This window comes from Pseudocitrobacter sp. 2023LY-00077 (genome assembly GCF_055796175.1).
In genome coordinates this window covers 209,194-225,949 of sequence record NZ_JBSPEI010000006.1, presented here as the reverse complement: position 1 = coordinate 225,949, position 16,756 = coordinate 209,194, and the positions used below count along the sequence as shown (strand labels likewise).

14 protein-coding genes and 1 other annotated feature are annotated in these 16,756 nt (G+C 55.3%); of the genes, 5 read left to right on the top strand and 9 right to left on the bottom strand.

Going from position 1 to position 16,756, the window contains the following annotated elements:
- The first annotated feature begins 1 nt into the window (after nt 1).
- A complete protein-coding gene (locus ACWWFX_RS10295; RefSeq protein WP_473223739.1) occupies nt 2-796 on the top strand; it encodes a TraB/GumN family protein in 795 nt (264 codons plus the stop codon).
- Nucleotides 797-997: 201 nt separating this feature from the next.
- Nucleotides 998-1,477, top strand: coding sequence for a Cys-tRNA(Pro)/Cys-tRNA(Cys) deacylase YbaK (gene ybaK / locus ACWWFX_RS10290; RefSeq protein WP_015965513.1), 480 nt, complete (start codon nt 998-1,000; stop codon nt 1,475-1,477).
- A gap of 118 nt (nt 1,478-1,595) precedes the next feature.
- Here the strand turns inward: ybaK and ushA are convergent, their stop codons facing one another.
- The gene (ushA, locus tag ACWWFX_RS10285) at nt 1,596-3,248 is read right to left on the bottom strand and encodes a bifunctional UDP-sugar hydrolase/5'-nucleotidase UshA (protein ID WP_473223738.1); all 1,653 of its coding nucleotides are present in this window, start codon (nt 3,246-3,248) and stop codon (nt 1,596-1,598) included.
- A gap of 174 nt (nt 3,249-3,422) precedes the next feature.
- Between ushA and ACWWFX_RS10280 the strand changes: the two genes are divergently transcribed.
- Nucleotides 3,423-4,643, top strand: a complete 1,221-nt coding sequence (locus ACWWFX_RS10280) for an MFS transporter (protein WP_015965515.1) — start codon at nt 3,423-3,425, stop codon at nt 4,641-4,643.
- A gap of 255 nt (nt 4,644-4,898) precedes the next feature.
- Nucleotides 4,899-6,575, top strand: coding sequence for a YbaL family putative K(+) efflux transporter (ybaL, locus tag ACWWFX_RS10275; RefSeq protein WP_473223737.1), 1,677 nt, complete (start codon nt 4,899-4,901; stop codon nt 6,573-6,575).
- A 77-nt stretch (nt 6,576-6,652) separates the two neighbouring features.
- Here ybaL and ACWWFX_RS10270 read toward each other — a convergent pair whose 3' ends face one another.
- Nucleotides 6,653-7,957, bottom strand: coding sequence for an inosine/guanosine kinase (locus ACWWFX_RS10270; RefSeq protein WP_473223736.1), 1,305 nt, complete (start codon nt 7,955-7,957; stop codon nt 6,653-6,655).
- A 161-nt stretch (nt 7,958-8,118) separates the two neighbouring features.
- Here ACWWFX_RS10270 and aes point away from each other — a divergent pair, with 161 nt between their 5' ends.
- Nucleotides 8,119-9,087 (top strand): acetyl esterase, encoded by a 969-nt coding sequence (gene aes / locus ACWWFX_RS10265; protein WP_473223735.1) that lies wholly within the window; start codon nt 8,119-8,121, stop codon nt 9,085-9,087.
- Here aes and hemH read toward each other — a convergent pair.
- The 7 genes from hemH to apt all read right to left on the bottom strand — a co-directional run bounded on the left by hemH (nt 9,084) and on the right by apt (nt 16,647).
- Nucleotides 9,084-10,046 carry a ferrochelatase gene (gene hemH / locus ACWWFX_RS10260; RefSeq protein ID WP_276222356.1) on the bottom strand — a complete coding sequence of 321 codons (963 nt, stop codon included), beginning with the start codon at nt 10,044-10,046 and terminating at the stop codon, nt 9,084-9,086. The two genes, aes and hemH, sit on opposite strands and share 4 nt — an antisense overlap.
- 172 nt (nt 10,047-10,218) lie before the next feature.
- Nucleotides 10,219-10,863, bottom strand: a complete 645-nt coding sequence (adk, locus tag ACWWFX_RS10255; RefSeq protein WP_149462095.1) for an adenylate kinase — start codon at nt 10,861-10,863, stop codon at nt 10,219-10,221.
- A 240-nt stretch (nt 10,864-11,103) separates the two neighbouring features.
- A complete protein-coding gene (htpG, locus tag ACWWFX_RS10250) occupies nt 11,104-12,978 on the bottom strand; it encodes a molecular chaperone HtpG (protein WP_473223734.1) in 1,875 nt (624 codons plus the stop codon).
- A gap of 108 nt (nt 12,979-13,086) precedes the next feature.
- Nucleotides 13,087-13,692: a recombination mediator RecR gene (recR, locus tag ACWWFX_RS10245; RefSeq protein ID WP_456147306.1), complete on the bottom strand. Its 606-nt coding sequence runs from the start codon at nt 13,690-13,692 to the stop codon at nt 13,087-13,089.
- Nucleotides 13,692-14,021, bottom strand: coding sequence for a YbaB/EbfC family nucleoid-associated protein (locus tag ACWWFX_RS10240; RefSeq protein ID WP_015965523.1), 330 nt, complete (start codon nt 14,019-14,021; stop codon nt 13,692-13,694). The genes recR and ACWWFX_RS10240 overlap by 1 nt, the downstream gene beginning before the upstream one ends.
- Before the next feature lie 49 nt (nt 14,022-14,070).
- A complete protein-coding gene (gene dnaX / locus ACWWFX_RS10235; protein ID WP_276222349.1) occupies nt 14,071-16,002 on the bottom strand; it encodes a DNA polymerase III subunit gamma/tau in 1,932 nt (643 codons plus the stop codon).
- Nucleotides 14,674-14,737, bottom strand: a sequence feature (DnaX frameshifting element). Its footprint overlaps the gene before it by 64 nt.
- A gap of 93 nt (nt 16,003-16,095) precedes the next feature.
- A complete protein-coding gene (apt, locus tag ACWWFX_RS10230; protein WP_015965525.1) occupies nt 16,096-16,647 on the bottom strand; it encodes an adenine phosphoribosyltransferase in 552 nt (183 codons plus the stop codon).
- Nucleotides 16,648-16,756 lie beyond the last annotated feature (109 nt).

Below are 16,756 nucleotides of genomic sequence, written 5' to 3'. Positions count from 1 at the left end.
TATGGGTCTGTTAAATCAACTAAAACGCTTGTGGCATGCGCTGCGAGGCGCCCCCTATAGCTGGCCCGCCGTTGATATCTCCCTGCCCGGCGGTCGTGAGCTCCATCTGGTCGGCAGCATTCATATGGGCACGCGCGATATGTCGCCACTGCCGCCGAAGCTGGTCAAAAAGCTCCAGCAGGCCGATGCGCTGATCGTTGAGGCGGATATTTCCGGCAATGAAGCGCCTTTTGACAACCTTCCTCTTTGCGCCCCTCTTGCCGAACGCCTGACGGCAACACAGCTTGCCGAGCTGGAAAGACTGGCCGATGAGCAAGGCATACCTCTTGCGCGTTTCGATACCCAGCCACTGTGGCAAATCGCGATGGTGATGCAGACAACGCAGGCGCAAAAGCTGGGCCTGCGTCCGGATTACGGGATTGATTATCAACTCTTGCAGGCGGCACGGCAGGCTTCCCTTCCCATTCAGGAGCTGGAGGGCGCATCGAGTCAGATTGCGCTGTTACTCCAGTTGCCTGATAACGGGCTGGCGCTGCTGGAGGACACCCTCACCCACTGGCACACCAACGCACGGTTGTTGCAGGTGATGATTGGCTGGTGGCTGGAACAGCCGCCGACCGACAGAAACTCACCGCTGCCGAATACCTTTAGCCAGTCGCTGTATGATGTGTTGATGGTGCAGCGTAATCAGGCGTGGCGCGATACGCTGCTGGCGCTGCCGCCGGGGCGCTATGTGGTGGCAGTTGGCGCGCTGCATCTGTATGGCGAAGGCAACCTGCCGCAGATGCTGAAATAAAAAAATGGCCAATATCTCTATTGGCCCGTCAAAGAGGAATTTCATCATTATTATTATCCCGAAGTTCGCACTCCGGATCCTTTGATTGTCGCTCAAAGTCATCATCACTTCCATTACTATTGCGCAAGATAATACTATTTTTTAGCCAGCCCAGAGGCGTATGCTTAGGGCATGTCTGTTCAGTAGTAAGAAAGGATGATTATGACTCCCGCCGTTAAGTTACTCGAAAAAAACAAAATTTCTTTCCAGACTCACGCCTACGATCACGATCCGAGCGAAACCAACTTTGGTGACGAAGTGGTGCGTAAACTGGGTCTGAATGCGGACCAGGTCTACAAAACGTTACTGGTCGCCATCAATGGCGATATGAAACATCTGGCCGTGGCGGTCACGCCGGTGGCCGGGCAGCTTGATTTGAAAAAAGTGGCGAAGGCGCTGGGCGCGAAGAAAGTCGATATGGCAGACCCGATGGTGGCGCAGCGTACGACCGGGTATCTGGTCGGCGGTATCAGCCCGCTGGGGCAGAAAAAACGCCTGCCGACGGTGATTGATGCGCCCGCGCAGGATTTTGCCACCATCTATGTTTCTGGCGGCAAGCGCGGGCTGGATATTGAACTCGCGGCGAGCGATCTGGCGAAGATCCTTGATGCAAAATTCGCGGATATTGCGCGCAGGGATTGAGTGCCAGGCCCCCTCACCCCGGCCCTCTCCCGCAGCGAGAGGGAGAAAACCGAGTTCGTATTTGCATTGAGCACAATCCGTCCCCTCTCCCTGCGGGAGAGGGTTAGGGTGAGGGCCCCTATTCCCAGCTCACTTCCCCTTTCGGTTCGTAAGCATTCACATCTATTGGTGAGTTCTGTTCGATAAACTGCTTCAGCACTTCCGCATCGATAAACCCGGTGTTCACATAGCCCGGTAATTTATCAATTTGCGGATAACCATCGCCGCCGCTGGCGTTAAAGCTAAGGGTCGCCAGGCGATAGTTTTTCGCCGGATCAATCGGTTCGCCTTTTATTTTAAGGTCCGTCAGCTTGCCGTCTTTCGCCACAAAACTGACGTTGGCAAACTGCGGGTAGGCACCGGAGTCCGGTTTTTTCTGCGCCACAGCGGTGAGGTAATCCGTCACCTCTTTGCCGGTCATATCGGCATAGACCACCACGTTGCCAAACGGTTGAACTTTCAGCACGCTTTTATAGGTGATATCCCCTGCTTCGATAGAATCACGAATGCCGCCACCGCTCATTACCGCGAAATCAGCGCCGGTACGCGCCATTTGTGCCGCAAGGAGCACGCGTGCCAGGTTGGTCTGTACAAAACGGACCTTGCTACGGTCGCCTTCCAGATGACCATTCACCGTACCAATTTTGACACCGAGCTGCGCTTTGCCTTTATTCTGGAACGAGCTCAGCAGCGAGAGCATTTGCGCGCTTTCCGGGATTTGCGGCGTGTAAAGTACGCGCTCACTTTGCCCGTTATCGTAAGTCACTTTCTTCTTCAGGTTCACCGGGATCAGCTGATAATGCACCAGCTTGAGTTCACCGTTGCGGAACTCAAAATCGGCGCGCCCAACGTATTTCCCCCACTCATGGGCCTGAACAATCCAGATGCCGTTCTGTTTATCCGGCGCACACGGCGTGCCTGGCACATAATCGACCTGCTTTTTATTCTCCGACGCCATGCAAACCGGATCCTGTGAGTGACCACCCACAATCATCGCCAGCGCCCCGGCAGGCAGGCTGCGCGCCATCTCGACATCGCCCGGCGCGTTAGAGCCGTGGTTACCGTTGTCATAGTGGCCCATGTGCGTAGCGGCGATGATAAAATCAGGTTTTTCATTCATCTGAAGTTCCTGAATGACCAGCTTCGCTTCTTCGGCAGGCTTACGAAACTCAATATCCGTAAAGTTTTCCGGGTTACCTATACGGGCGGTATCGTCGGTCGTCAGGCCAAGCACGGCAATTTTGAGATCCTGGCGCTTAAAGATCGCCCACGGTTTAAACAGGCGCTCGCCAGTGCTTTTCTGATAAATGTTGGCCGACAGGAACGGGAACTTCGCCCACTTTTCCTGCTGGCGCAGCACGCTCATCGGGTTATCAAATTCATGGTTACCGACCGCCATCGCGTCATAACCCACCAGATTCATGCCACGAAAATCGGGCTCTGCATCCTGTAAATCCGACTCCGGCACGCCGGTATTAATATCGCCGCCAGAGAGCAGCAGCACGCTCCCGCCTTCCGCTGCCACCTCTTTGCGAATGCCATCCACCAGCGTTTTTTGCGCCGCTAAACCGTACTCGCCATATTCGCTGCGCCAGAAGTGACCGTGATGATCGTTAGTATGTAATATTGTGATTTTATAGGTTTTATCTTTTTCCCAGGCCTGAACGCCTGTGCTTGCCAAAGACAGCGCGGCCAGCATCGCCAGCGCTATGCCCCGTCGAACAAATTTCATGATCCACTCCCTGATTGAATGACAAGTGCCGAAATTACAACGCTCTGAAAGAATAGTCGAATTTCATTTTAGAAATGAGACTTCCTTCATACGCCGCAGACAGGTATCTTAGGCTGATAACTATTACAACATCGATTATCTCCAACATCGCACCATCAAATATAAGTGGAATCTATGGCAATCAGTGAAACCAGCCCTGGGCTGTCCGGCTCCTCTGCGCCCCAGCAACAGGCACGCACGTCGTTTAAAATTCTCGGGGCCATCAGCCTCTCTCACCTGCTTAACGACATGATTCAGTCGTTAATTCTGGCTATCTACCCGCTGCTACAGGCTGAATTCTCGCTCAGTTTCGTGCAGATCGGGATGATTACCCTCACCTTCCAGCTCGCCTCCTCGCTGCTTCAGCCGGTGGTCGGCTACGTGACCGATAAGCGCCCGATGCCGTGGTCGCTGCCTATCGGCATGTGCTTTACCCTAAGCGGCCTGATTCTGCTGGCGCTGGCGGGCAGTTTCTATACCGTTCTGCTGGCCGCTGCGCTGGTCGGTACCGGGTCGTCAGTTTTCCACCCGGAATCCTCGCGCGTGGCGCGTATGGCGTCCGGTGGACGTCATGGCCTGGCGCAGTCAATCTTCCAGGTTGGCGGTAACTTTGGCAGTTCGTTAGGGCCGCTGCTGGCGGCGGTTATTATTGCCCCGTACGGTAAAGGCAACGTCGCCTGGTTCGTGCTGGCAGCGCTGCTGGCGATTGTTGTACTGGCTCAAATCAGCCGCTGGTATGCCGCACAGCACCGCATTAATAAAGGTAAACCTAAAGCCGCGATTATTAATCCACTGCCGCGCAATAAGGTGATTCTGGCCGTTTGCGTACTTCTGATGCTTATTTTTTCAAAATACTTCTATATGGCGAGCATCAGCAGCTATTACACCTTTTATTTGATGCATAAGTTTGGCTTATCCATCCAAAATGCGCAGATACACCTCTTTGCCTTCCTGTTTGCGGTCGCGGCGGGAACCGTGATTGGCGGGCCTGTTGGCGATAAAATTGGGCGTAAATATGTTATTTGGGGCTCTATCCTTGGCGTTGCACCGTTTACGCTTGTTTTACCCTACGCATCGCTGGAATGGACCGGTATTTTAACGGTGATCATTGGATTTATCCTCGCCTCCGCATTTTCGGCGATTCTGGTATACGCTCAGGAGCTCTTACCTGGCCGAATTGGCATGGTTTCCGGTTTATTCTTCGGTTTCGCCTTCGGCATGGGCGGCTTAGGTGCTGCGGTACTGGGGCTGGTTGCTGACCATACCAGCATCGAACTGGTCTATAAAATCTGTGCTTTCCTGCCACTTCTGGGGATGTTGACCATATTCCTGCCTGATAACCGACAAAAACAGTAATTTTCACGCAGCCAAAGTCAAACTTTGGCTGCGTAGTTCCCCAGCCACTGCGGCATTTCCTCTGCTATTCCTCAGCCAATCCCACTTTTGGGGTTATTCCGATCATTAATTCCTTTTTTTATTAAAATTCAACATTTATTCATAAACATGATGACCCATTTTGTCATAAACTATTACAAGGTTTTTTGGTTTTCCGGATGATGTCACGCATCTGAGCCAAAAATGGAACAACGCACCACCACGAAAGGAGACGGAATGCATCACGCCACACCGCTTATCACCACCATTGTTGGTGGTCTTGTTCTCGCATTTTTCCTTGGCATGATTGCCAACAGATTACGCATATCTCCTTTAGTCGGTTATTTATTAGCAGGCGTTCTGGCCGGGCCATTCACGCCGGGTTTTGTCGCCGATACGCAACTGGCACCTGAACTGGCGGAACTGGGCGTGATTCTGCTGATGTTTGGCGTCGGGCTGCACTTTTCACTGAAAGATTTGATGGCGGTAAAGGCCATCGCCATTCCCGGTGCAATTTTACAGATAGCGGTGGCAACGCTGCTGGGTATGGCGCTTTCGTCGTTGCTCGGCTGGTCGTTGATGACCGGTATCGTGTTCGGCCTGTGTCTTTCCACCGCCAGTACCGTGGTGCTGCTGCGCGCGCTGGAAGAACGGCAACTCATTGATAGCCAGCGTGGGCAAATCGCCATCGGCTGGTTGATTGTTGAAGACCTGGTGATGGTGTTAACGCTGGTTCTGCTGCCTGCCGTCGCAGGTATGATGGAAAAAGGCGACGTTGGGCTGGCTTCGCTGGCGCTGGACATGTCGATTACCATCGGCAAAGTCGTCGCCTTTATCGCCATTATGATGCTGGTAGGCCGTCGTCTGGTGCCGTGGATACTCTCTCGTAGCGCCGCCACCGGCTCACGTGAGCTGTTTACCCTCTCGGTGCTGGCATTAGCGCTCGGCATCGCCTTCGGTGCGGTTGAGCTGTTTGATGTCTCCTTTGCATTGGGCGCGTTCTTCGCCGGGATGGTGCTGAATGAGTCTGAACTGAGCCACCGCGCGGCCCACGATACACTGCCTCTGCGCGACGCGTTCGCCGTGCTGTTCTTCGTTTCCGTCGGCATGCTGTTTGACCCAATGATTCTGATCGAGCAGCCGCTGGCGGTGCTCGGCACGCTGGCAATCATCGTCTTCGGTAAGTCATTAGCGGCGTTCTTCCTCGTACGCCTGTTCGGTCACTCGCAGCGTACCGCGCTGACTATCGCCACCAGCCTGGCGCAGATTGGTGAATTCGCCTTTATTCTGGCAGGGCTCGGCATGGCGCTGGATCTGCTGCCGCAGGCCGGGCAGAACCTGGTGCTGGCAGGGGCGATCCTGTCGATTATGCTCAACCCGATTCTGTTTACCCTGCTGGAGAAATATCTCGAGAAAACCGAGACGCTGGAAGAGCAAACGCTTGAAGAAGCGATTGAGGACGAGAAGCAGATCCCGGTGGACATCTGTAATCATGCGCTGCTGGTTGGCTACGGTCGCGTCGGCAGCCTGCTCGGCGAGAAGCTGATGGCGCAGGGTATTCCGCTGGTGGTGATTGAAACCTCCCGCACGCGCGTCGATGAACTGCGCGAGCGCGGTATTCGCGCGGTATTGGGCAATGCGGCTAATGAAGAGATCCTCAATCTGGCGCATCTGGATTGCGCTCGCTGGCTGCTGCTGACCATTCCGAACGGCTACGAAGCCGGTGAGATTGTCGCCACCGCGCGCGAAAAATGCCCGGGCATTGAGATTATCGCCCGCGCGCATTATGACGATGAGGTGGAGTATATCAGTGAACGCGGCGCCAATCAGGTGGTGATGGGCGAACGTGAGATTGCGAAAACCATGCTGGGGTTGTTAGAAAAACCGCCGCTTGAAGAGGCGGTGACAGGCTAAAACCGAAGTGCCGGATGGCGGCTGCGCCCATCCGGCCCAGGCCCGGTAAGCGAAGCGCCACCGGGCAACACACTACGTTACCGCTCCCAGTACGCCTCTTCGAGGCTATCTTCCCTTTCCGGCAGGCCGCGTGTCAGGCGCGGTGAATGCTGGTTCAGCACCTGATAACTCACCCGGTTGGCATATTTACACACCTGTGCCAGCGACGAATAGGTCAGCCAGTGATGCTGGTGCTTACTGGAATTCGGCACGTTATTGCGATGGTAGTTATTAGCGGTGATATCGTGCAGCAGCGCCGCCAGCGCGCCATCTCCCGCACCGTTGGTATTCATGATTTTTTCCGGGCCGCCCATATATGGCGCAATGTGCGAATACACTCGCAGCGGGTCCTGGCAATCTTTAAAACGCACCGCACGGCTGAATTCATACTGGTTGAATTCGGCAATAGCCCCCGGCAATAGCGGATGCTGGGTTTTACGTTTTGCCTCGTTTTCGGTAAAGCCTGCCATGTAAAGCCCTACCGGCCCGGCGGTGCACAACACCAGATCCACCCAGTCCAGCGCTTTATCGGAGGCCAACAGCGGGTCATCCAGCCCGGTTAGCGCCAGCCCCTCTTCTTCATTCATTGCCAGAATCGAGACATGCTCTTTGAGAAATGCCTGCCACCACTGCGGGTTATCGGCAATCACATACTTGGTGCCAAGCGTCAGGACGACCGGAACGTTATATTTCTTCGCGTAGGCAATCGCCTGCATGGTGGCGTCTTTCATCGGCTCACCGGGCTTGCAGCGCACCAGGTAAGAGGTCAGCACCAGCGCAGAGGCGCCCGCGATCACGGCTTCCGGAATGCTTTCCGGGCGCAGCTGGTTCATATGGCCAGGGCTAATCGCGAAGGTACGCTCGCCGGATTCGCTAATCAGCGTAAAGCAGCGGCCAATCGGGCCATCAACACCCTGCAAATAGTTGAGGTCGGTACGGCTGGAGGTATTGCACAAATAACGGTACGCGTAGCCGCCAATTTCTACGTTGCGGCACATCACGCCGAGCAGTACCGAGCGGTCGTCCGCCAGCACCGAATAGTTGTGCATGGTGTTGCCGATGGTTCCCCCGGCAAACTGATGGGTGATGAGGTTATTCTGCACCAGCTCCTGATACAGCGCTTCCGCCACATCATCTTCAATCACCAGCGAATGCCCGGCGCTCAGGCCGTAGCGCTGGATAAACGCGTCATCGACTTTGGCTTCGATATCCACCAGGGTTTGGTCAATGCCAACCACCCAGGAGACGCCATTTTCGCTTTCAGGCTGAATTTGTTTTAACAGCGGATCGCGGGCGTTAACGGGAAAATAGTGTTTTGATTTACGTTTACCGGGAAATTTCATGATTCTGTTTACTGGTGGATAGCCGAGCGGGAAATGGTAGCACATTCCACCAGCCGCATGCGACGAACGTCGTGCAGGTCAGCGTTCAATATCGGTCAGCGAGATCGCAGTTTCCCGCGCTGGGAACTCTACAATATCGCGAGGATACTAAGGAGCGCGTGATGAAAGCGGAAAATAAGATCCCCGTACTGGAGAAAATCTCGGCAGAAATGCAGCAGGTCATGCAATTTGAGCGGCCCGACTTGCCGCCCTGGCCCGCCGATGCAATGCTTGAAATTCAGCGCGATTACTACACGCGCGAAAGACAATTCTGGAACGAGGGCGCACCCGAGATGGCCACCGTCGAGTGTGTGGTTCCCACGCCGTTCGGCACCGTGGCAACGCGTATTTACTCACCGCAGCCAGAAAGCCTGGCGACGCTGTTTTATCTGCACGGCGGCGGCTTTATTCTCGGCAATCTGAACACGCACGACCGTATTATGCGGCTGTTGGCAAAATACAGCGGCTGCACGGTGATTGGCATTGATTACACCCTCTCGCCGGAGGCCCGCTATCCGCAGGCGATTGAAGAAATCGTCGCCGTTTGTCAGTTCTTTCAGCGTCGCGATACCGCCCACCACATCAATATGACGCAAATTGGCTTTGCGGGGGATTCTGCGGGCGCGATGCTGGCGCTGGCCAGCGCGCTGTGGCTGCGCGATCGTCAGATAAACTGCGGGCACGTTGCGGGGACGCTGCTGTGGTATGGGCTATATGGTTTGCAGGATTCCGTCAGCCGTCGGTTGATGGGCGGAAGCTGGGACGGGTTAACGCGTGAGGATCTGGAAAGCTACGAACGCGCCTATTTACAGGATGCGCAGGACAAAGAATCGCCGTGGTACTGCTTGTTCAATAACGATCTCACCCGTGACGTGCCGCCCTGCTTTATCGCCGGCGCGGAATACGATCCGCTGATTGACGACAGCCGCCTGCTGCATCAAACGCTACAGGCGCATCAGCAAACCAGCCGTTATGTGATGTATCCCGGCGTGCTGCACGCGTTCTTACACTATTCACGGATGATGAAAACCGCCGACCAGGCGCTGCGGGACGGCGCGGCTTTCTTTGTCGAGCAACTGCATACTCGCTAGCAATGCGGCGTCACCAGCGCCTGCATCATATCGATATGTTCCGGTGTGTCATTTAGCGCCGGAATATATTCATATTTCACCCCACCAGCTTCGAGGAACACTTCCCGGTTTTGTACCGCAATTTCTTCCAGCGTCTCCAGGCAATCAGCAGAGAAGCCCGGGCACATCACCTGAATGTGTTTCACGCCCTTCTCACCCAGCATTTTCAGTGTTTCATCCGTATACGGCGTCAGCCACGGTTCGCGGCCAAAGCGCGACTGGAAGGTCATCATTACTTTATCCGGGTCGATTTCCAGCGCGGAAACCAGCGCGCGCGTGGTATCGCGGCAGCGCTGCGGATAATCATCGCCTTCATTGGCATAGCGCTGCGGAATGCCGTGATAAGACAGCATCAGCAAATCCGGTTCGCCGTGGCGCGCAAAAGAGGCCTTCACCGTCCCCGCCAGCGCGTTGATATAGTCATGATCGGTCGCGTAATCGCGAATGAACGTGATGCCCGGAATGGCGCGGGTTTTACCCAGGATGCGCGCCAGTTCATCCCACACGGCGGCAACCGTCGAGCAGGAGTATTGCGGATACAGCGGCAGTACCACGATATGGTCAACATCCTGCGCCAGCAAATCATTAACGGCGCTTTCCAGCGACGGCGTGCCATAGCTCATCCCCAGCGCAACGGGCATGTCTGGCAGACGTTCCGCCAGCGCTTTTTGCTGTCTGCGGCTGTATACCATCAGCGGCGAGCCCTCTTCCATCCACACGGATTGATAGAGTTTTGCCACGCGCGGCGAGCGAATAGGCAGGATCACACCGCGTAACAGCGGCCACCATAACAGGCGGGAAGTGTCGACAACGCGTCGGTCGCTGAGGAATTGCCGAAGATAGCGTTTAACCGCATCGGCGGTTGGCGCATCGGGTGTACCGAGGTTTACCAGCAGAATTCCTGTCTTTTTATAACGCATTACCGCCTCTCATTGATTCAAATCGTTGATAATTGTAGCGGAAAAGCGGGGAAGAAAAACTAATTGCTGTAAGAGGTGGTGCGGATAGTTGCCTGATGGCGCTGCGCTTATCAGGCCTACAAAAAAATGCAGGCCGGATAAGGTGCGTGCACCGCCATCCGGCAAAACGGCCTTAGCCGAGGATTTTTTCCAGTTCTGCGCGAACGGCAGCAACGGCCTGGGTACCGTCAACTTTCGCGTATTTGGTGTTACCCGCCTGCGCTTCTTTAGAGTAGTAGCCGATCAGCGGCGCAGTCATCTGATGATATTCCACCAGACGTTTACGCACGGTTTCTTCCTGATCGTCTTTACGAGTGGTCAGCTCTTCGCCGGTCACATCATCTTTACCTTCCACTTTCGGCGGATTGAATTTGATGTGATAAACACGGCCAGATGCCGCGTGAACGCGACGGCCAACGATACGGTCAACGATCAGCTCGTCCGGAACATCGAATTCCAGAACGTAATCAACGTTGATGCCCGCTTCTTTCATGGCGTCTGCCTGCGGAATAGTACGCGGGAAGCCGTCCAGCAGGAAACCGTTACGGCAATCTTCCTGGGAGATGCGTTCTTTAACCAGCGCGATAACCAGTTCGTCGGTAACCAGCTTGCCTGCATCCATGATGTCTTTGGCTTGTTTACCCAGTTCAGAACCGGATTTCACAGCTGCACGCAGCATATCGCCGGTGGAGATTTGCGGAATACCGTACTTCTCCATGATGAACTGAGCCTGAGTTCCTTTACCCGCGCCCGGAGCGCCAAGCAGAATGATACGCATTGCGAAAATCCCCTCAAAGGTTGTCTAAATTTTTCAAAAGCGCTAAACGATACCACCAACGCGCCATTGGCTCAAGGAAGCGGGGCGGCGCTGAAACGGTTAATGGGGGAAAAGTGCGGTTTGATGCCCTCACCACGGCCCTCTCCCACAGGGAGAGGGAGAAGACCGGCACCAAATGAACCATGGGCACAATCGGTCCCCTCTCCCTGCGGGAGAGGGTTAGGGTGAGGGGTTAAAGGTTTACGACACCAGCAACTGGTTCATACGGCGGATAAACTGGTTCGGATCTTCCAGCGTACCGCGCTCAGCGAACAACGCCTGATCGAGCAGGAGCTCAACCCACTCTTTAAACTGGGCTTCATCCTGGGTGTCCGCCGTGCGTTTCACCAGCACGTGGTCCGGGTTCAGTTCAAAGATGTACTTCACATCCGGCACGGCCTGGCCCGCAGCGGCAAACAGTTTTGCCATCTGGGTGCTCATTTCGTCCGCGTCGGTGGTGACGATTGCCGGGGTATCGGTCAGACGGTGCGTCAGACGCACCTCTTTCACGCGATCGCCCAGCAGGGTTTTCACGCGTTCAACGAACGGCGTCAGCGCTTTTTCCGCTTCTTTGGCGCTTTCGTCCACTTCGTCCGCCAGCTTGTCGATGGATTCATCGGCTTTGGCCACGGACTGGAACGGTTTACCGTCGAACTCGGTCAGGTAGTTCATCATCCACTCGTCGATGCGGTCAGAAAGCAGCAGAACTTCGATGCCTTTCTTACGCAGCAGTTCCAGGTGCGGGCTGCTTTTCGCCGCCGCATAGCTGTCTGCGGTGATGTAGTAAATTTTTTCCTGGCCTTCTTTCATGCGGGAAACGTAGTCTGCCAGCGAAACGGTCTGCTCGGAAGAGTCCGTGTGCGTAGACGCGAAGCGCAGCAGCTTAGCGATCGCATCCTGATGCGGGCTGTCTTCCGCCGGGCCCTCTTTCAGCACCAGACCAAACTGTTTCCAGAAGGTCTGGTATTTTTCCGCGTCGTCTTTTGCCAGTTTCTCCAGCATTTGCAGGACGCGTTTAGTCAGCGCGCCGCGCAGGCTGCGAGTGACCGCGCTGTCCTGAAGGATTTCACGGGACACGTTCAGCGGCAGATCGTTGGAATCTATCAGGCCACGAACAAAGCGCAGGTAGTTCGGCATGAACTGCTCGGCATCGTCCATGATAAACACGCGCTGCACGTACAGTTTCAGGCCATGTTTATGGTCGCGGTTCCACATATCCCACGGCGCCTGCGACGGGATGTACAGCAGGCTGGTGTACTCCTGCTTCCCTTCGACACGGTTGTGGCTCCAGGTCAGCGGGTCAGTAAAGTCATGGGCGATGTGTTTGTAGAACTCGGTATATTCTTCGTCTTTAATTTCAGACTTGTTACGCGTCCACAGCGCCTGTGCTTTGTTGATTTTCTCCCAGGAAATAACGGTTTCACCGTCTTTTTCTTCCCGTTTTTCAATCTCAACCGGCAGCGCGATATGGTCGGAGTATTTGCTGATAACGGAGCGCACGCGCCAGTCATCAAGGAATTCATCTTCGCCTTCGCGCAGATGCAGGGTAATTTCGGTGCCGCGATCGGCTTTGGTGATATCAGCAACGGTGTAATCGCCTTCACCTTCTGATTCCCAGAAGACGCCGTTTTCTACCGCGTCGCCCGCCGCGCGGGTGCGTACAGTCACTTTATCGGCCACGATAAACGCCGAGTAGAAGCCGACACCAAACTGACCAATCAGCTGGCTGTCTTTCGCCTGGTCAGAGCCCATCGATTCGAGGAACGCTTTGGTACCGGATTTAGCGATAGTCCCCAGATGGTCAATAACGTCATCACGGTTCATACCAATGCCGTTATCGGCAATGGTCAACGTACGCTTATCTTTATCGAAGGAAACACGCACGCGCAGCTCGCCGTCACCTTCGTAAAGGTCCGGGTTGGAGAGCGCACGGAAACGCAGCTTGTCTGCCGCATCCGAGGCGTTAGAGATAAGCTCACGCAGGAAAATTTCTTTATTGGAATACAGGGAATGGATCATCAGATGCAGAAGTTGTTTCACTTCAGACTGAAAACCACGAGTTTCTTGTCCTTTCATGTCGAAAATACCTCAATGCCAATTACAAGGTAAAAAATGCGTTGAAAGGGAAATGGGGATAGTGGGGGAAAATTTCAAGCGAGAGCAGAAAATCCTGCTCTCGTTTGATTAAAAACGAATCTTATGGCGACCGGCGAGCGAGTGCGACAGCGTGGTGCCATCGACCATCTCCAGCTCACCACCCACAGGCACGCCGTGAGCGATGCGGCTGGCTTCCACACCGTGCTGAGCACAAATCTCAGCGATGTAGTTGGCGGTCGCCTCCCCTTCCACCGTCGGGTTGGTGGCGAGGATAACTTCAGTGAGCGATTCCGTTTCCAGACGCTGCTCCAGGCGGTCGAGACCGATGTCATCGGGCCCGATGCCGTCGAGCGGCGACAGGTGGCCCATCAGCACGAAGTAGCGGCCAGAAAACTGCCCGGTCTGCTCAATGGCGTAGATGTCCGCAGGACTCTCCACCACGCAGATTTGGCCGTTTTCCTGGCGACGCGGGTTCGAACAGATGTTACAGACTTCCTGCTCGGTGAAGGTGCGGCAATCGGCACAGTGGCCGATTTCCGACATGGCGCGGGTCAGCGACTGCGCCAGACGCATTCCGCCGCTGCGATCGCGCTGCAGCAGCGTAAACGCCATACGCTGCGCGGACTTCGGGCCAACGCCCGGCAGGCAGCGCAGTGCTTCCATAAGCTGAGTTAACAGCGGGCTGGTTTGCATCAGAACGGCAGCTTCATACCCGGCGGCAGTTGCATACCGGAGGACACGGAGGCCATTTTCTCTTTCTGGGTTTCATCAATGCGACGCGCCGCATCGTTGAATGCCGCAGCAACCAGATCTTCCAGCATGTCTTTGTCATCTTCCAGCAGGCTTGGGTCGATTTCCACGCGACGGCAGTTGTGCGCACCGTTGATGGTCACTTTTACCAGACCTGCGCCGGATTCACCGGTCACTTCCAGTTTCGCGATTTCTTCCTGCATCTGCTGCATTTTTTCTTGCATCTGCTGGGCCTGTTTCATCAGGTTACCCAGACCGCCTTTACCAAACATAGGCTTCTCTCTTTCATTCAAGGGTGACGACCATAAGCCAGGCTCACGATCAAATGGGGCGGATACTCTCTTCGTCCAGGTCCGCATCGAAGAATCGACGCAGAGTCTGAATGTTGTTATCCGCGATTATCGCCTCACGCGCTTGCGCGAGTTTCTCTTCATAAATGGCCTGACGCCACTCAAGCGGCGTTCGCTGGGTTGAATTATCATCTTCAATGATAGTCAATTCAACGGGTGCGCCGTTTAAAGTACTCAGCGCCTCGGCCAGCTTCTGCTGCGCGCCCGGCGAGTTCAGATGTCGCTGGGTGGGACGCAGATGCAGGCAAATCGTATTGCCGCTTTGCTCTTTCCACGCATTCAGCGCCACCTGCTCAACCAGCTTCGGCAGCGCCAGCTGGCTCACCTGCGCGGCCCATTCGTCGCGCTCGATGGCCTCAGCGGCCAGTTTCGCGGCCAGTTCCGGCGTTTTTTCATGCTCCAGCGCTTTCTTCAACGCTTTTGGCGTTGCCACCTCTACTTTGACCTCCTGGGTCGGCAGGGTGGATTTCCAGCGATAGGCTTCTTTCTTCGCCGGAGCTTTCTCGAGTGCCGACGGCGCAGGACGCGAAGAAACGCGTTCCGTTACCGAAGCCAGTCTTTCCAGCGCAGCGTTATTCACCGGCCGCGCGCGGGAAGCGGCTGCCGGTTCACTCTTTTTTGTTTTGGGCGCTCCTGCGTTGCCCTGCTGAAGCTGGCGACGGGCGGCCAGCACCTGATTCGTCGATTCAGGTAGTGGCACATCCGGCCCGCGTGGCGCAGGCGCAGCCTGTTGCTGTACAGGTGGCGGCGTCATCATTGCCGTTGCAGCCTGAGGCGCGAAGTTGTGCTGGGGCACTTCCGGCTCCGGCAGCGGCATTCGCGGGTGGAACGCCAGCGCGCGCAGCAGCGTCATCTCAATACCCATCCGGCGGTCTGGCGCGTAAGGCAGTTCCTTGCGGCCAATCAGCAGGGTTTGGTAGTAGAGCTGAACGTCGGTCGGCGGTACGGTTCGCGCTAAATCACGCATCCGCTGCTCGACCGGGGCCATATCGCTGCCCAGCGCGGACGGCGACAGCTGCACCATCGCAATGCGATGCAGCAGACTTTGCATTTCAACCAGCAGCGCTTCCCACTCGATACCACGTTGTGCGGCCTCGTTGACCAGCGCCATGACGCGTTCACCATCGGCGGCGACCAGCGCTTCAATCAGTGAAAGCGCCTGGTCATCATCGAGCGTACCCAGCATGGTGCTGACCGACGCGGTGGTCAGTTGCCCTTCCCCGCTGGCAATGGCCTGGTCGGTAAGGCTTAACGCATCACGCAGGCTGCCGTCTGCTGAACGGGCGAGCAGTTGTAGCGCGCGCGGCTCAAAGGCAATTTTCTCTTCGCCGAGAATGTGCTCAAGCTGATGACGAATTTGTTCGACATCCAGCGCTTTAAGATGGAATTGCAGGCAACGGGAAAGAATGGTGACCGGCAGCTTTTGCGGGTCGGTGGTTGCCAGCAGGAATTTGACGTGCGCAGGCGGCTCTTCCAGCGTTTTTAACAGCGCGTTAAAGCTGTGGCGGGAGAGCATGTGCACTTCATCGATCAGATAGACTTTGAAACGCCCACGCGCCGGGGCGTACTGGACGTTGTCGAGCAGGTCGCGCGTGTCTTCAACTTTGGTACGCGACGCGGCATCGATTTCGATTAAATCGACAAAACGTCCCTCTTCGATTTCACGGCAGTTATCGCATACGCCGCAGGGCGTGGCGGTAACACCGGTTTCGCAGTTCAGCCCCTTCGCCAGCAAACGGGCGATAGAGGTTTTACCGACGCCACGGGTGCCGGAAAAGAGATAGGCGTGATGAATGCGCCCTAACGACAAGCCGTTCGCCAGTGCAGTCAGCACATGTTCCTGGCCGACGACGTCAGCGAAGGTTTGTGGTCGCCATTTTCGGGCTAAGACCTGATAACTCATTGGCTGGCTCTGAGACGTTGGAAGGTGGATTCACGAGGGGGGTAATGCTATCACAGCCCCGCCAATACGGCGAGGCTCAGTATCGGGATTTGCTTAGTGACCCGGGAAGGAAACCAGGCTGTAGCTGGTGATACCTTGTTTTTCCAGGCGCTGCTCACCACCGAGGTCGAACAGGTTGATGATGAATGCCGCATCGGTCACTTCACCACCCAGACGACGGATCAGTTTAACGGTCGCTTCGATAGTGCCACCAGTCGCCAGCAGATCGTCCACAACCAGCACTTTATCGCCTGGTTTTATCGCATCAACATGGATTTCCAGTTGATCGGTGCCATATTCCAGTTCATAGCTTTCCGCGATAGTTTCGCGCGGCAGTTTACCCGGCTTACGTACCGGCACAAAACCTACGCCCATCGCCAGGGCTACCGGTGCACCAAACAGGAAACCACGCGCTTCGGTACCAACGACTTTAGTGATACCCGCATCTTTATAGCGATTCACCAGCAGTTCAATGCTGAGGGCGTAGGCTTTCGGATCTTCCAGTAAACTGGTGACATCACGGAAAAGAATGCCCGGCTTCGGATAGTCGTGAATGCTTTTAATGCTGTTCTTCAGAAATTCAAGCTGCTGTGCAGTAGCGGTCATAGGTTTGTGCCTGCTTAAAACGATGTTACTCGAGGCGTGCAAAATGGGTCAAAGTTACATTTGATTAACTTTTGACCGGCGCGCCTGTGCTCGAAAACGGTCGAATTTA

What these genes read in the sequence shown, in the direction of transcription:
- ACWWFX_RS10295 (WP_473223739.1), top strand. Translation starts at nt 2, where the DNA reads ATGGGTCTGTTAAATCAACTAAAACGCTTGTGGCATGCGCTGCGAGGC.
- ybaK (WP_015965513.1), top strand. Translation starts at nt 998, where the DNA reads ATGACTCCCGCCGTTAAGTTACTCGAAAAAAACAAAATTTCTTTCCAG.
- ushA (WP_473223738.1), bottom strand. Translation starts at nt 3,248, where the DNA reads ATGAAATTTGTTCGACGGGGCATAGCGCTGGCGATGCTGGCCGCGCTG.
- ACWWFX_RS10280 (WP_015965515.1), top strand. Translation starts at nt 3,423, where the DNA reads ATGGCAATCAGTGAAACCAGCCCTGGGCTGTCCGGCTCCTCTGCGCCC.
- ybaL (WP_473223737.1), top strand. Translation starts at nt 4,899, where the DNA reads ATGCATCACGCCACACCGCTTATCACCACCATTGTTGGTGGTCTTGTT.
- ACWWFX_RS10270 (WP_473223736.1), bottom strand. Translation starts at nt 7,957, where the DNA reads ATGAAATTTCCCGGTAAACGTAAATCAAAACACTATTTTCCCGTTAAC.
- aes (WP_473223735.1), top strand. Translation starts at nt 8,119, where the DNA reads ATGAAAGCGGAAAATAAGATCCCCGTACTGGAGAAAATCTCGGCAGAA.
- hemH (WP_276222356.1), bottom strand. Translation starts at nt 10,046, where the DNA reads ATGCGTTATAAAAAGACAGGAATTCTGCTGGTAAACCTCGGTACACCC.
- adk (WP_149462095.1), bottom strand. Translation starts at nt 10,863, where the DNA reads ATGCGTATCATTCTGCTTGGCGCTCCGGGCGCGGGTAAAGGAACTCAG.
- htpG (WP_473223734.1), bottom strand. Translation starts at nt 12,978, where the DNA reads ATGAAAGGACAAGAAACTCGTGGTTTTCAGTCTGAAGTGAAACAACTT.
- recR (WP_456147306.1), bottom strand. Translation starts at nt 13,692, where the DNA reads ATGCAAACCAGCCCGCTGTTAACTCAGCTTATGGAAGCACTGCGCTGC.
- ACWWFX_RS10240 (WP_015965523.1), bottom strand. Translation starts at nt 14,021, where the DNA reads ATGTTTGGTAAAGGCGGTCTGGGTAACCTGATGAAACAGGCCCAGCAG.
- dnaX (WP_276222349.1), bottom strand. Translation starts at nt 16,002, where the DNA reads ATGAGTTATCAGGTCTTAGCCCGAAAATGGCGACCACAAACCTTCGCT.
- apt (WP_015965525.1), bottom strand. Translation starts at nt 16,647, where the DNA reads ATGACCGCTACTGCACAGCAGCTTGAATTTCTGAAGAACAGCATTAAA.